Origin of the sequence: Streptomyces cadmiisoli (genome assembly GCF_003261055.1) — a bacterium.
GTDB lineage: Bacteria > Actinomycetota > Actinomycetes > Streptomycetales > Streptomycetaceae > Streptomyces > Streptomyces cadmiisoli.
This window is the reverse complement of the sequence record NZ_CP030073.1, coordinates 2038894-2053532: the sequence shown is the minus strand read 5'-3', so window position 1 is coordinate 2053532 and position 14639 is coordinate 2038894. Positions and strand designations below refer to the sequence as shown.

At 71.5% G+C, this 14639-nt stretch carries 14 protein-coding genes; 13 read left to right on the top strand and 1 reads right to left on the bottom strand.

Annotation, left to right across the window (positions count from 1 at the left end):
* Nucleotides 1–62 precede the first annotated feature (62 nt).
* From hpnC to DN051_RS08475, 13 genes are all read left to right on the top strand, one after another.
* Nucleotides 63–965 carry a squalene synthase HpnC gene (gene hpnC / locus DN051_RS08530; RefSeq protein ID WP_112438418.1) on the top strand — a complete coding sequence of 301 codons (903 nt, stop codon included), beginning with the start codon at nucleotides 63–65 and terminating at the stop codon, nucleotides 963–965.
* A complete protein-coding gene (gene hpnD, locus DN051_RS08525) occupies nucleotides 962–1912 on the top strand; it encodes a presqualene diphosphate synthase HpnD (RefSeq protein ID WP_112438417.1) in 951 nt (316 codons plus the stop codon). The genes hpnC and hpnD overlap by 4 nt, the downstream gene beginning before the upstream one ends.
* Complete coding sequence (locus DN051_RS47780; RefSeq protein WP_220451583.1) at nucleotides 1912–2052, top strand: DUF6380 family protein; 141 nt, start codon at nucleotides 1912–1914, stop codon at nucleotides 2050–2052. Before hpnD ends, DN051_RS47780 begins: the two co-directional genes overlap by 1 nt.
* The gene (hpnE, locus tag DN051_RS08520; protein ID WP_112438416.1) at nucleotides 2049–3449 is read left to right on the top strand and encodes a hydroxysqualene dehydroxylase HpnE; all 1401 of its coding nucleotides are present in this window, start codon (nucleotides 2049–2051) and stop codon (nucleotides 3447–3449) included. The genes DN051_RS47780 and hpnE overlap by 4 nt, the downstream gene beginning before the upstream one ends.
* Nucleotides 3449–4576: a polyprenyl synthetase family protein gene (locus tag DN051_RS08515; RefSeq protein WP_079000897.1), complete on the top strand. Its 1128-nt coding sequence runs from the start codon at nucleotides 3449–3451 to the stop codon at nucleotides 4574–4576. Before hpnE ends, DN051_RS08515 begins: the two co-directional genes overlap by 1 nt.
* 119 nt (nucleotides 4577–4695) lie before the next feature.
* A complete protein-coding gene (gene shc, locus DN051_RS08510; protein ID WP_053758993.1) occupies nucleotides 4696–6690 on the top strand; it encodes a squalene--hopene cyclase in 1995 nt (664 codons plus the stop codon).
* Nucleotides 6687–7328, top strand: coding sequence for a phosphorylase family protein (locus DN051_RS08505; RefSeq protein ID WP_053758992.1), 642 nt, complete (start codon nucleotides 6687–6689; stop codon nucleotides 7326–7328). Before shc ends, DN051_RS08505 begins: the two co-directional genes overlap by 4 nt.
* Nucleotides 7329–7333: 5 nt before the next feature.
* Entirely contained in the window at nucleotides 7334–8356 is a 1023-nt protein-coding gene (hpnH, locus tag DN051_RS08500; RefSeq protein ID WP_112438415.1) for an adenosyl-hopene transferase HpnH, read from the top strand.
* Nucleotides 8357–8360: 4 nt separating this feature from the next.
* Entirely contained in the window at nucleotides 8361–9536 is a 1176-nt protein-coding gene (gene ispG / locus DN051_RS08495; protein WP_112438414.1) for a flavodoxin-dependent (E)-4-hydroxy-3-methylbut-2-enyl-diphosphate synthase, read from the top strand.
* A 31-nt stretch (nucleotides 9537–9567) separates the two neighbouring features.
* Complete coding sequence (gene dxs, locus DN051_RS08490) at nucleotides 9568–11523, top strand: 1-deoxy-D-xylulose-5-phosphate synthase (RefSeq protein WP_053762443.1); 1956 nt, start codon at nucleotides 9568–9570, stop codon at nucleotides 11521–11523.
* Nucleotides 11520–12947, top strand: coding sequence for an aspartate aminotransferase family protein (locus DN051_RS08485; RefSeq protein ID WP_053762444.1), 1428 nt, complete (start codon nucleotides 11520–11522; stop codon nucleotides 12945–12947). The genes dxs and DN051_RS08485 overlap by 4 nt, the downstream gene beginning before the upstream one ends.
* 75 nt (nucleotides 12948–13022) lie before the next feature.
* Nucleotides 13023–13664, top strand: coding sequence for a helix-turn-helix domain-containing protein (locus tag DN051_RS08480; protein ID WP_053762445.1), 642 nt, complete (start codon nucleotides 13023–13025; stop codon nucleotides 13662–13664).
* Nucleotides 13661–13780, top strand: coding sequence for a DUF6126 family protein (locus DN051_RS08475; RefSeq protein ID WP_053762446.1), 120 nt, complete (start codon nucleotides 13661–13663; stop codon nucleotides 13778–13780). Before DN051_RS08480 ends, DN051_RS08475 begins: the two co-directional genes overlap by 4 nt.
* Before the next feature lie 37 nt (nucleotides 13781–13817).
* Here DN051_RS08475 and DN051_RS08470 read toward each other — a convergent pair whose 3' ends face one another.
* Complete coding sequence (locus DN051_RS08470) at nucleotides 13818–14615, bottom strand: tyrosine-protein phosphatase (RefSeq protein ID WP_053762447.1); 798 nt, start codon at nucleotides 14613–14615, stop codon at nucleotides 13818–13820.
* Nucleotides 14616–14639: the final 24 nt, after the last annotated feature.

Sequence of the window (14639 nt, the reverse complement as noted above, 5' to 3'; positions counted from 1 at the left end):
ATGGCTACGGAAACTCCCCAGCTCCGCGAGGCATGTGCCGTCCCCGCCCAGGGCAGCGAACAGTGACGGGAACCGACACGGCACGCTCGCGGAACGCGGAGCGCGCGACGCTCGACAAGGCCACGGCCGAGAACTTCCCCGTGGCCCCTTTCTTCCTGCCCAGAGCCTGGCGCGACGACCTGATGGCGGTGTACGGCTTCGCCCGCCTCGTGGACGACATCGGTGACGGCGACCTCGCCCCCGGCGGCGCCGACGCGCGCCTGCTCGGCGTGTCCGCCGAGGACGCCGGGGACCGGCTGGTGCTCCTGGACGCCTTCGAGGCGGATCTGCGCCGGGTCTTCGACGGCACCCCGCGCCACCCCCTGCTGCGCCGTCTGCAGCCGACCGTCCGCCGCTGCTCCCTGACGCCCGAGCCCTTCCTCGGTCTGATCGCCGCCAACCGTCAGGACCAGCTCGTCAAGCGGTACGAGACCTGGGACGACCTGCTCGCCTACTGCGAGCTGTCCGCCAACCCCGTGGGCCGGCTCGTGCTCGCGGTCACCGGCACCGCGACGCCCGAGCGGATCCGCCGCTCCGACGCGGTCTGCACGGCCCTGCAGATCGTCGAGCACCTCCAGGACGTGGCCGAGGACCTGGGCCGCGACCGCGTCTACCTGCCCGCCGAGGACATGAAGCGCTTCCACGTCCAGGAGGCGGACCTCGCCGCGCCCACCGCGGGCGCGTCGGTGCGCGCCCTGGTCGCGTACGAGGCCCAACGCGCCCGCGTCCTGCTGAATGAGGGCGACCCCCTCGTGGGTAGCGTGCACGGCAGACTGAGGCTGCTGCTCGCGGGGTTCGTGGCAGGGGGAAGGGCGGCGGTCCGAGCGATCGCCGCCGCCGAATACGACGTACTTCCCGGCCCGCCCAAGCCCGGCAAGCTCCGGCTGCTGCGCGAGGTGGGCGTGACTCTGCGAGGAGAGGGGTGATCCGGACCGTGGAGTCGGAACCGCACGTGTCCGCACCGGTACTCGCCGCCTACAGCTACTGCGAGGCCGTCACCGGACAGCAGGCCCGTAACTTCGCCTACGGCATCAGGCTGCTGCCGACGCCCAAGCGGCGGGCGATGTCGGCGCTGTACGCGTTCTCCCGCCGTGTCGACGACATCGGTGACGGCGACCTCGTCGACGAGGTCAAGAGGGTCAGGCTCAATGACACCCGGGCGCTGCTCACCCGGATCCGCGAGGACGCGGTGGCCGAGGACGACACCGACCCGGTCGCGGTCGCCCTAGCGCACGCCGCCCGGCACTTCCCGATCCCGCTGGGCGGCCTGGACGAGCTCATCGACGGCGTCCTCATGGACGTCCGCGGCGAGACGTACGAGACCTGGGACGACCTGAAGGCCTACTGCCGCTGTGTGGCCGGCGCCATCGGGCGGCTCTCGCTCGGCGTCTTCGGCACGGAACCGGGAGCGCGCGGCGTCGAACGTGCGTCCGAGTACGCCGACACGCTCGGGCTCGCGCTCCAGCTCACCAACATCCTGCGCGACGTCCGTGAGGACGCCGAGGGGGGCCGCACCTATCTGCCCGCCGACGACCTCGCCAAGTTCGGCTGCTCGGCCGGTTTCAGCGGGCCGACGGCACCGGAGGGCTCCGACTTCGCCGGCCTCGTGCACTTCGAGGTGCGCCGGGCCCGTGCCCTCTTCGCCGAGGGCTACCAGTTGCTGCCCATGCTCGACCGGCGCAGCGGTGCCTGTGTCGCCGCGATGGCCGGCATCTACCGCCGCCTGCTCGACCGCATCGAGCGCGACCCGGAGGCGGTGCTGCGGGGCAGGGTCTCGCTGCCCGGACGTGAGAAGGCCTATGTCGCCGTGCGCGGTCTGTCCGGCCTCGACACCCGGCACGTGACCCGCCGGACCGTCAGGAGGCGCGCCTGATGGACAACCTGGGCCAAGGTGATGCCGCCGGCGAAATGCGGCACGCAACCCTCCGCCTGCGCGTGGCGTCCCAGACTTCAACGGCCTGCCGTGGCCGGTTCCCGCGCCACGGCCGGTTCGTGGGGGAGGGTGCACGATGACCGACGGCAAACGGTCCGGGCCCGCGAGGGACGCCGTGGTGGTGGGCGGCGGACTCGCCGGCATCACGGCCGCGCTCGCGCTCGCCGACGCCGGAGTGCGCGTCACCTTGCTCGAAGGGCGTCCCCGCCTGGGCGGACTCGCCTTCTCCTTCCAGCGCGACGGGCTCACCGTCGACAACGGGCAGCACGTCTATCTGCGCTGCTGCACCGCCTACCGCTGGTTCCTCGACCGCGTCGACGGCACCGCGCTGGCTCCGTTGCAGGATCGTCTCGACGTGCCCGTTCTCGATGTCACCCGGCCCGAGGGCCGACGGCTCGGCAGGCTGCGGCGCGACGCGCTGCCCGTGCCCCTGCACCTCGGGCGCAGCCTCGCGACGTATCCGCACCTCTCACTCGCCGAGCGCGCCGGCGTCGGCCGGGCCGCGCTCGCGCTCAAGGGGCTCGACCTCGCCGATCCGTCCCTGGACGCGCAGGACTTCGGCAGCTGGCTGACCGCGCACGGTCAGTCGGCGCGTGCCGTCGAGGCCCTGTGGGACCTGGTCGGGGTCGCCACCCTCAACGCGGTCGCGGGCGACTGTTCGCTGGGGCTCGCCGCGATGGTGTTCAAGACCGGTCTGCTGTCCGACCCGGGCGCGGCCGACATCGGCTGGGCACGCGTCCCGCTGGGCGAACTGCACGACCGGCTGGCTCGCAAGGCGCTCGACTCCGCGGGCGTACGCACCTTGATCCGGACACGCGTCACCTCCGTCTCCCGCAACGACAACGGGCGTTGGACCGTCCAGGTTCCCGGCGAGAGCCTCGACGCGGACGCGGTGGTGCTCGCCGTACCGCAGCGCGAGACGCACGACCTGCTGCCGGACGGCGCGCTCGACGCTCCCGGGCAGCTGTTGAGGATCGGCACCGCGCCGATCCTCAACATTCATGTCGTCTACGACCGCAAGGTGCTCGGCACGCCGTTCGTGACCGCCCTCGGCACCCCGGTGCAGTGGGTCTTCGACCGCACCGAGGCGTCCGGACTCCGCGAGGGCCAGTACCTCGCGCTGTCGCAGTCCGCGGCGCACGACGACATCGACACCACCGTCGCCGCGCTGCGGGAGCGCTACCTGCCCGAGCTCGAGCGGCTGCTGCCCCACGCCCGCGGTGCCCAGGTGCGGGACTTCTTCGTGACCAGGGAGCGCACCGCCACGTTCGCTCCCGCACCGGGCGTCGGACGGCTGCGGCCCGGCGCCCGCACCAAGGCACCCGGCCTGTACCTGGCCGGAGCGTGGACCGCCACCGGGTGGCCCGCGACCATGGAGAGTGCGGTCCGCAGTGGCATCGGTGCGGCAGACGCCGCGCTGAGCGCCCTGGGCCGGCCCCGCCCCCGCCACCTCTTCGACGTCGAGGAGGCGGCGTGATGCTCGATCAGCGCGCGGCAGGCCCCCGCACCCCCGGTACCGCGACAAGAGGAGAGACTGTGCCCACTGTGCCCCCGGCCGAGACGGCTGCCGACGCGGTGGAGGTGATCGCGCTCCTGGAGCGCGGCCGGACCCTTGCCACACCGGTACTGAGGGCGGCTGTCGAACGCCTGGCGCCCCCCATGGACACGGTCGCCGCCTACCACTTCGGCTGGATCGACGCCGCCGGCAACCCCGCCGCGGGCGACGGCGGCAAGGCCGTGCGTCCGGCCCTCGCGGTGCTGTCCGCAGAGGTCACCGGGGCCGCGCCGGAGACCGGTGTGCCCGGCGCCGTCGCCGTCGAACTGGTCCACAACTTCTCCCTCCTGCACGACGACCTGATGGACGGCGACGAACAGCGCCGGCACCGCGACACCGTCTGGAAGGTGCACGGTCCCGCCCAGGCGATCCTGGTCGGCGACGCCCTGTTCGCCCTGGCCAACGAGGTGCTGCTGGAACTCGGCACCGTCGAGGCCGGCCGCGCCACCCGCCGGCTGACCACCGCGACCCGCGCGCTGATCGACGGTCAGGCCCAGGACATCTCCTACGAGCACCGCGACCGCGTCAGCGTCGAGGAGTGCCTGGAGATGGAGGGCAACAAGACCGGCGCCCTGCTGGCGTCCGCCAGCTCCATCGGCGCCGTGCTCGGCGGCGCGGACGACCGCACCGCCGACACCCTGGAGAAGTACGGCTACCACCTCGGCCTCGCCTTCCAGGCCGTGGACGACCTGCTCGGCATCTGGGGCGACCCGGAGGCCACCGGCAAGCAGACCTGGAGCGATCTGCGCCAGCGCAAGAAGTCCCTGCCGGTCGTCGCCGCGCTCGCGGCGGGCGGCGCTGCCTCCGAGCGACTGGGCGAACTGCTCTCCGCCGACGCCAAGAGCAGTGACTTCGCGACCTTCTCGGAGGCGGAGTTCGCGGCCCGCGCCGCCCTCATCGAGGAGGCCGGCGGCCGGGACTGGACCGCGGAGGAAGCGCGCCGCCAGCACCGGATCGCCGTCGAAGCCCTCCACGCCGTCGACATGCCCGAGCGGGTGCGCAGGCAGTTCACGGCGCTCGCCGACTTCGTCGTCGTACGAAAGAGATGATCACTATCGGCCGAATAAGCCTCGCGTAGTCGCCGGCCGGTGCCGCGGATTCGTGTGCACCGGCCGACGGCGGACCCACAGCAGATGCACGTATTGCAGGACTGCACGAAGGGGAAGCCATGACAGCGACGACCGACGGAAGCACCGGGGCCCTGCCACCCCGCGCAGCCGCGGCCAGCGAAACCGAGAGCATCACCCCCGTGGCGGCCGGGGTCGAACAAGCCGCCGCGCACGCCACCCGGCGCGCCACCGACCACCTGCTGTCCCGGCAGGACGCCGAGGGCTGGTGGAAGGGCGACCTGGAGACGAACGTCACCATGGACGCCGAGGACCTGCTCCTGCGCCAGTTCCTGGGGGTCCGCGACGAGGCCACCACACAGGCCGCCGCACTGTTCATCCGGGGGGAGCAGCGCGAGGACGGCACCTGGGCCACCTTCCACGGCGGACCGGGTGAACTCTCCGCCACCATCGAGGCCTACGTCGCCCTGCGACTGGCCGGCGACGAACCCGACGCGCCGCACATGGCCGAAGCGTCGCAGTGGATCCGGGACCGGGGCGGCATCGCGGCCGCCCGCGTCTTCACCAGGATCTGGCTGGCCCTCTTCGGCTGGTGGAAGTGGGAGGACCTGCCCGAACTCCCGCCGGAGATCATCTACTTCCCCAAGTGGGTGCCGCTCAACATCTACGACTTCGGCTGCTGGGCGCGGCAGACCATCGTCCCGCTGACCGTCGTGTCCGCGAAGCGGCCGGTCCGGCCGGCCCCCTTCCCGCTGGACGAGCTGCACACCGATCCCGCCGTGCCGAACCCGGTCCGGCCGCTGGCCCCGGCGGCCACCTGGGACGGGGCCTTCCAGCGTCTGGACAGGGCACTGCACGTCCTGCGGAAGGTCGCCCCCCGAGGGCTGCGCAGGGCCGCGATGCGCGCGGCCGCACGCTGGATCATCGAGCGGCAGGAGAACGACGGCTGCTGGGGCGGCATCCAGCCGCCCGCGGTGTACTCGCTGATCGCGCTGCATCTGCTCGGCTACGACCTGCGGCACCCCGTGATGCGGGCCGGCCTCGAGTCCCTGGACCGGTACGCCGTGTGGCGCGAGGACGGGGCCCGGATGATCGAGGCCTGCCAGTCCCCGGTGTGGGACACCTGTCTGGCGACCATCGCGCTGGCCGACGCCGGTGTGCCCGCCGACCACCCGCAGCTGGTCAAGGCGGCGGACTGGATGCTGGGCGAGCAGATCGTCCGGCCCGGCGACTGGTCGGTGCGCCGGCCGGGTCTGCCGCCCGGCGGCTGGGCCTTCGAGTTCCACAACGACAACTACCCCGACATCGACGACACCGCCGAGGTGGTCCTCGCGCTGCGCCGGGTCCGGCACCACGACCAGGAACGGGTGGACCGGGCGATCGGCCGCGGCGTGCGCTGGAACCTCGGCATGCAGTCGAAGAACGGCGCCTGGGGCGCCTTCGACGTCGACAACACCAGCCCCTTCCCCAACCGGCTGCCGTTCTGCGACTTCGGCGAGGTCATCGACCCACCGTCCGCCGATGTCACCGCGCACGTGGTGGAGATGCTCGCCCTCGAGGGCCTCGCCCACGACCCGCGCACCCGGCGCGGCATCCAGTGGCTGCTGGCCGAGCAGGAGCCCGACGGTTCCTGGTTCGGGCGATGGGGCGTCAACTACGTCTACGGCACCGGATCGGTGGTGCCCGCCCTCGTCGCCGCCGGCATCCCCGGCTCGCACCCGGCGGTCCGCCGCGCGGTGACCTGGCTGGAGAAGGTGCAGAACGACGACGGCGGCTGGGGCGAGGACCTGCGCTCCTACGACGACGCCCGGAGCTGGAGCGGCCGGGGCGCCTCCACCGCCTCGCAGACCGCCTGGGCGCTGATGGCCCTGCTGGCGGCCGGGGAGCGGGACTCCAAGGCCGTGGAGCGCGGCGTCGCCTGGCTGGTGGCGACCCAGCGGGAGGACGGGTCCTGGGACGAGCCGTACTTCACCGGCACGGGCTTCCCGTGGGACTTCTCCATCAACTACCACCTCTACCGGCAGGTCTTCCCGCTGACCGCGCTCGGCCGGTACGTCCACGCCGAGCCCCTCGCGCAGGCCCGGGGGAGCGGATGAGCACGCGGCCGGCACCGGAACCGCTGCTGATCGCCTGCGCGCTCGGCATCGAACGCCTGGCCCTGCGCCTGGGCGACCGCGGCGGTGCCGGCGGGCCGGTCGTCGTGCTGCGCACCGGTATGGGGCCCCGGGCGGCCGAGCGCGCCGTCACCCGGGCGCTCGCGGACCCGGCCCTCACCGACGCGGCCGTGCTCGCCACCGGCTTCTGCGCGGGGCTCGCCCCGGGCATGCACCCCGGCGACCTGGTCGTCGCCGAGGAGACCCGGCACCCGGACGGCAGCACCCCCTGCGACGGAACCGAGCTGCTGGTCAAGGAACTCACCCGCGCCGTGCCCGGCCGCACCGTCCACACCGGGCCGCTCACCGGTGCCGACCACGTCGTACGCGGTCCGGAGCGGTCCGAGCTGCTGGCCACCGGCGCGATCGCGGCCGACATGGAGTCGGCCGCAACGCTTCTGAGCGCCGGGCGTACGGGTGCGCGTCCGGTTGCGGCCGTCCGGGTGGTCGTGGACGCTCCAGAACATGAACTCGTCCGTATCGGCACGGTGCGCGGTGGAATATCAGCTTTCCGCGTCCTGCGATCCATTCTTCCGACATTCTATGAATGGCACCGTAATGTGCTGCTCCCCAGGAGGTGAGCCCGATGGCCATGCCGCTGCGCCAGTCCATCAAGGTCGCTACATACTTGGCCGAACAGAGGCTTCGTAGGCGCGACAAGTTCCCGCTCATCGTCGAACTGGAGCCACTCTTCGCCTGCAATCTGAAGTGCGAGGGCTGCGGCAAGATCCAGCACCCGGCCGGGGTGCTCAAGCAGCGCATGCCCGTCGCCCAGGCCGTGGGAGCGGTGCTGGAGTCCGGTGCGCCGATGGTGTCGATCGCCGGTGGCGAGCCCCTGATGCACCCCCAGATCGACGAGATCGTGCGCCAGCTGGCCGCCAAGCGGAAGTACGTCTTCCTCTGCACCAACGCGATGCTGCTGCGCAAGAAGATGGACAAGTTCAAGCCGTCGCCGTACTTCGCCTTCGCCGTGCACATCGACGGCCTGCGCGAGCGGCACGACGAGTCGGTGGCGAAGGAGGGCGTGTTCGACGAGGCCGTGGCGGCCATCAAGGAGGCGAAGCGACGCGGCTTCCGGGTCACCACCAACTCGACCTTCTTCAACACCGACACCCCGCAGACCGTCGTCGAGGTGCTGAACTTCCTCAACGACGACCTCCAGGTCGACGAGATGATGATCTCGCCGGCGTACGCCTACGAGAAGGCGCCCGACCAGGAGCACTTCCTCGGTGTCGAGCAGACCCGTGAACTGTTCAGGAAGGCCTTCGCGGGCGGCAACCGGCGCCGCTGGCGGCTCAACCACTCGCCGCTGTTCCTCGACTTCCTCGAAGGCAGGGTCGACTTCCCCTGCACGGCGTGGGCCATCCCGAACTACTCGCTGTTCGGCTGGCAGCGCCCCTGCTACCTGATGAGCGACGGATACGTGCCCACGTACCGCGAGCTGATCGAGGAGACCGACTGGGACAAGTACGGCCGCGGCAAGGACCCCCGCTGCGCCAACTGCATGGCCCACTGCGGCTACGAGCCCACAGCCGTCCTCGCCACCATGGGCTCCCTGAAGGAGTCGCTGCGCGCCATGCGCGAGACCGTCTCCGGAAACCGGGAGTGATGTCATGACGGCCATTTCCCTCGGCCTTCCCGAGGTGCCGGCCCGGCCGGTCGCGGCGCGGCGCGCGTCCCGCCGGGTCCAGGTCGGGTCGGTGGCGGTGGGTGGGGATGCTCCGGTGTCGGTGCAGTCGATGACGACGACGCGTACGTCGGACATCGGTGCGACGTTGCAGCAGATCGCCGAGTTGACGGCGTCGGGGTGTCAGATCGTGCGGGTGGCGTGTCCGACGCAGGATGATGCGGATGCGCTGGCGACGATCGCGCGGAAGTCGCAGATTCCGGTGATCGCGGATATTCATTTCCAGCCGAAGTATGTGTTCGCGGCGATCGAGGCGGGTTGTGCCGCGGTGCGGGTGAATCCGGGGAACATCAAGCAGTTCGACGACAAGGTGCGGGAGATCGCGGGGGCGGCGAAGGAGCACGGTACGCCGATCCGGATCGGGGTGAACGCGGGGTCGTTGGACCGTCGTCTGCTGCAGAAGTACGGCAAGGCGACTCCGGAGGCGCTGGTGGAGTCGGCGTTGTGGGAGGCGTCGCTGTTCGAGGAGCACGGTTTCCGGGACATCAAGATCTCGGTGAAGCACAACGATCCTGTGGTGATGATCGAGGCGTACCGGCAGCTGGCGGCGCGGTGTGACTATCCGTTGCATCTGGGGGTGACGGAGGCGGGGCCGGCGTTCCAGGGGACGATCAAGTCGGCGGTGGCGTTCGGTGCGCTGCTCAGTGAGGGGATCGGGGACACGATCCGGGTGTCGTTGTCGGCTCCGCCGGTGGAGGAGATCAAGGTCGGTATCCAGATTCTGGAGTCGTTGAATCTGCGGCAGCGTGGTCTGGAGATCGTGTCGTGTCCGTCGTGCGGTCGTGCGCAGGTGGATGTGTACAAGCTGGCGGAGGAGGTCACGGCGGGGCTGACGGGGATGGAGGTCCCGTTGCGGGTGGCTGTGATGGGTTGTGTGGTGAACGGGCCGGGGGAGGCTCGTGAGGCGGATCTGGGTGTGGCTTCGGGTAATGGCAAGGGGCAGATCTTCGTCAAGGGCGAGGTGATCAAGACCGTTCCCGAGTCCAAGATCGTCGAGACGCTGATCGAAGAGGCCATGAAGCTCGCCGAGCAGATGGAGACGGACGGGGACGCGACGGGCGCCCCCGTCGTCACGGGGAAGCCGGCAGTGACTGTGAGTTGAGGCGAGGCACGGACCGAGAGGGGGCCCGAGAGTGGCGATTCTGGAGAGCATCCGGGGACCACGCGACCTGAAGGCGCTGTCCGAGGCGCAGCTAGGCCGACTGTCCGAAGAGATCAGGGAGTTCCTGGTGCACGCGGTCGCGCGGACCGGCGGCCACCTGGGACCCAATCTGGGGGTGGTGGAGCTGTCCGTGGCGCTCCACCGGGTCTTCGAGTCGCCCGTCGACCGCATCCTGTGGGACACCGGGCACCAGAGCTATGTGCACAAGCTGCTGACGGGGCGTCAGGACTTCTCGAAACTGCGGGGCAAGGGCGGACTGTCCGGCTACCCCTCGCGCGAGGAGTCGGAGCACGACGTCGTCGAGAACAGCCACGCCTCCACCGCGCTCGGCTGGGCCGACGGACTCGCCAAGGCCCGTCAGGTGCAGGGCGAGAAGGGCCATGTCGTCGCGGTGATCGGCGACGGCGCGCTGACCGGCGGCATGGCCTGGGAGGCGCTGAACAACATCGCGGCCGCCAAGAACCGGCCGCTGATCATCGTCGTCAACGACAACGAGCGGTCCTACGCGCCGACCATCGGCGGTCTGGCCAACCATCTCGCGACACTGCGCACCACCGACTCGTACGAGAGGGTCCTCGCCTGGGGCAAGGACGTGCTGCAGCGCACGCCGATCGTGGGCGGCACGGTCTACGAGGCCCTGCACGGCGCGAAGAAGGGATTCAAGGACGCGTTCGCGCCGCAGGGGATGTTCGAGGATCTGGGGCTGAAGTACGTCGGCCCGATCGACGGACACGACGTCAAGGCCGTCGAGTCGGCGCTGCGGCGCGCGAAGCGCTTCCACGGGCCGGTGCTCGTGCACTGCCTCACCGAGAAGGGCCGCGGCTACGAACCGGCCCTCGCGCACGAGGAGGACCACTTCCACACGGTCGGGGTGATGGACCCGTTGACCTGCGCGCCGCTGGATCCGTCGGCGGCGCCCTCGTGGACCTCGGTCTTCGGCGACGAGATCGTCCGGATCGGCGAGGAGCGGGAGGACGTCGTGGCGATCACGGCGGCCATGCTGCACCCCGTCGGCCTCGGGGGGTTCGCGGAGCGGTTCCCGGACCGGGTGTGGGACGTCGGGATCGCCGAACAGCACGCGGCGGTGTCGGCGGCCGGACTGGCGACCGGGGGACTGCACCCGGTCGTCGCCGTCTACGCCACCTTCCTCAACCGCGCCTTCGACCAGCTGCTGATGGACGTGGCGCTGCACCGCTGCGGGGTCACCTTCGTCCTGGACCGGGCCGGCGTGACGGGCGCCGACGGGGCCTCCCACAACGGCATGTGGGACATGTCGGTCCTCCAGGTCGTGCCCGGCCTGAGGATCGCCGCGCCGCGCGACGCCGACCAGTTGCGGGCCCAGTTGCGCGAGGCGGTCGCCGTCGACGACGCGCCGACGCTGGTGCGCTTCCCCAAGGAATCGGTGGGCCCGGCCGTCCCGGCGGTCGACCGGGTGGGCGGCGTCGACGTACTGCACCGGAGCGAGCCGTCGGACGTCCTGCTGGTCGCCGTCGGTGTCATGGCGCCGGTCTGCCTCCAGGCCGCCGAACTGCTCGAAGCGCGCGGCATCGGCTGCACGGTCGTGGACCCCCGCTGGGTCAAGCCCGTCGACCCGGCGCTGCCCGCTCTCGCCGCCGCGCACCGCCTGGTCGCCGTCGTCGAGGACAACAGCCGCGCCGCGGGTGTGGGCTCCGCGATCGCCCTGGCCCTCGGCGACGCCGAAGTGGACGTGCCCGTACGGCGGTTCGGCATCCCGGAGCAGTTCCTCGCGCACGCCAAGCGCGGCGAGGTGCTCGCCGACATCGGACTGACACCGGTCGAGGTCGCCGGACGGATCAGCGCGAGCCTCGCCGTCAAGGAGGAGCGGGCCCGGGAGACCGCCCCCATGGAGGTGCCGTCCGGCAAGTCAGCCGCCACGGAAGAGCCGTCCAAGGAGACCCAGCCATGACAACCGCGGAATCCGCGTCCCAGCCCCCGGAGTCCCGGCCCGATCGGGACTTCGACCTCGGGGCGCTGCTGGCCGAGCGCGGGGCCGAGCGCTACGAGCTGCACACCAGGCACCTCAACCACCAGCTCCCGCGCATGCTGCACACCATCGGCTTCGACAGGGTCTACGAACGGGCCGAGGGCGCGTACTTCTGGGACGCGGAGGGCAACGACTACCTGGACATGCTCGCCGGCTTCGGCGTGATGGGCCTCGGCCGCCACCACCCTGTCGTCCGCAAGGCGCTGCACGACGTCCTGGACGCCCGGCTCGCCGACCTCACCCGCTTCGACTGCCAGCCGCTGCCCGGACTGCTGGCCGAGAAGCTGCTGTCGTACACCCCGCACCTGGACCGGGTGTTCTTCGGCAACAGCGGTACGGAGGCCGTGGAGACCGCGCTGAAGTTCGCCCGGTTCGCCACCGGCCGGCCGAGGATCCTGTACTGCGCGCACGCCTTCCACGGACTGACCACGGGCTCGCTGTCGGTCAACGGCGAGTCCGGCTTCCGGGACGGCTTCGCCCCGCTGCTGCCCGACACGGCCGTCCCGCTCGGCGACCTGGACGCCCTGGCCCGGGAGCTGAAGAAGGGCGACGTCGCCGCCCTGATCGTCGAGCCGATCCAGGGCAAGGGTGTGCACGCGGCCCCGCCCGGCCATCTGCGCGCGGCCCAGGAACTGCTCCACCGGCACCGGGCGCTGCTCATCGCCGACGAGGTGCAGACGGGGCTGGGCCGGACCGGGGACTTCTACGCCCATCAGCACGAGGAGGGCGTCGAGCCGGACCTGGTGTGCGTGGCCAAGGCCCTGTCGGGCGGTTACGTACCCGTCGGCGCGACCCTGGGCAAGGACTGGATCTTCAAGAAGGTCTACTCGTCGATGGACCGGGTGCTGGTGCACTCGGCCAGCTTCGGATCCAACGCGCAGGCGATGGCGGCGGGCCTGGCCGTGCTGTCGGTGATGGAGAACGAGCAGGTCGTCGCGGGCGCCCGCGCCACGGGCGAGCTGCTCAGGTCCCGGCTGGCGGCGCTGATCGACAAGTACGAGCTGCTGGCCGACGTCCGCGGCCGGGGCCTGATGATCGGCATCGAGTTCGGCCGCCCCCGGTCGCTGAAGCTGCGCAGCCGCTGGGCCATGCTGCAGGCCGCGCGCAAGGGGCTGTTCGCCCAGATGGTGGTCGTGCCCCTGCTCCAGCGGCACCGGATCCTCACCCAGGTCTCCGGTGACCACATGGAGGTGATCAAGCTGATCCCGCCGCTGATCATCGGCGAGCGCGAGGTGGACCGGTTCGTCGACGCCTTCACGGAGGTGATGGACGACGCGCACAGCGGCGGCGGACTGATGTGGGACTTCGGGAAGACCCTGGTCAAGCAGGCGGTCGCCCAGCGGTGACCGGAAGTCCCGGAGCGCTTTGCCTCTGAGGCAAGAGATTTGCCAGAGAGGCAAGAATGCGGCTGAATGGTGGGCATGAGCTCACCTCACCCCGGCTCCGAGCCCGGCCCCGGACGGACGGCCGGTCCCGACCCGGACCTGCCCGCGGTGGCGCCGCAGCTGCGTGCGCTGCGCCGCCGGGCCGCGCTCACCCTGGAGGCCGCGGCCCGCGCCGCCGGGCTGTCGCCCGCCCATCTCTCCCGTCTGGAGACCGGACAGCGCCAGCCCTCGCTGCCGATGCTGCTCGCGCTCGCCCGCATCTACGGTACGACGGTCTCCGAGCTGCTCGGCGAGACGGTGGCCGAACGGGACGCCGTCGTGCGTGCCACCGACATGGAGCCGACCCCGGCGGGCGGCTGGACGTACTGGCAGGCCGGGTCGCCCGGCCGCGGCATGCAGGCGCTGCGCGTCCATGTGCCGCACGGCTCACAGGGCGACATCGTGCGCGTGCACCCCGGTGAGGAGTGGCTGTACGTCCTGAAGGGGCGGCTGCGGCTGCGTCTCGCGGACGCCGTGCACGCGCTCGGCCCGGGGGACAGCGCCCACTTCGACTCGCTGACCCCGCACCGCATCGCCGCACAGGACGCCGACGGGGTCGAGCTCCTGTTCGTCCACACCCTCTTGCAGAGCCCCACGGCCGCACTGTGCCTGGGCCCCATCACAGGAGAAACACCATGAGCGACATCGAGGAGAAGCTGCCGCGCGGGATCTGGGTCCGGCTGCTCATCTACATCGCGGCGGGGCATGTCTTCGCCGGCTTCCTCTACCTCCTGTTCGAGGTCGGGGCGAAGTAGGCCCGCGGGCCGGGCCCGGCCCGCGGGCCGGGCGGGCTCAGTCGAGCAGCCGCTCGCGCAGCCGCTCACGCGTCTGCGGGGCGAGGCCCAGTCCCTGCTCCAGATAGGTGTCCACGCCGCCCCAGGTCTCCTCGATGGTCTCGATGGCGGCCGAGAGGTACTCGGCGCGCGCGTCGAACAGCGGGCCGAGCAGCTCCATGACCTCCGGCGAGTACGCGGCGGCGGAGCTGCTGCTGCGGTGCACCTTGTACCGGCGGTGCTTGGCGTTGGACTCCAGGTAGTCCGCGAGGATCGCGTCGCGCTCCACGCCGACGGCGAGCAGGGTGACGGCGACCGACAGCCCGGCGCGGTCCTTGCCGGCCGCGCAGTGCATCAGTGCCGGGACGCTGTCCTCGGCGAGCGCGTGCAGCACCTGGGAGTGCATGCCGGTGCGCTCCTTGATGATCGTGCGGTACGAGGCGATCATCCGGTTCGCGGCCTTGCCGTCCGCGAGGACGGAGCGCAACTGGTCGAGGTCGCCGTCGCGGACCATCTTCCAGAACTCGGCGCCGTCGGCGGGGTCGGTCAGCGGCAGGTTCACATTGCGCACGCCCGGCAGTTCGACGTCGGGGCCTTCGAGCTTCTGGTCCGCCGCATTGCGGAAGTCGAAGACCGTGTGCAGTCCGAGGGAGGCGAGGAAGGCGGCGTCCTCGGCGGTGGCGTGCGCGAGATGGCCGCTGCGGAACAGCACACCGTGCCGCACGCGCCGGCCGTCGACCGTCGGCAGGCCGCCCACGTCACGGAAGTTGCGCACTGCGGCCAGCTCCGGCTCGGTCGACGGCACCTGCTGCGTCACGGGGGCTCCCTCCCATCGCCCCGT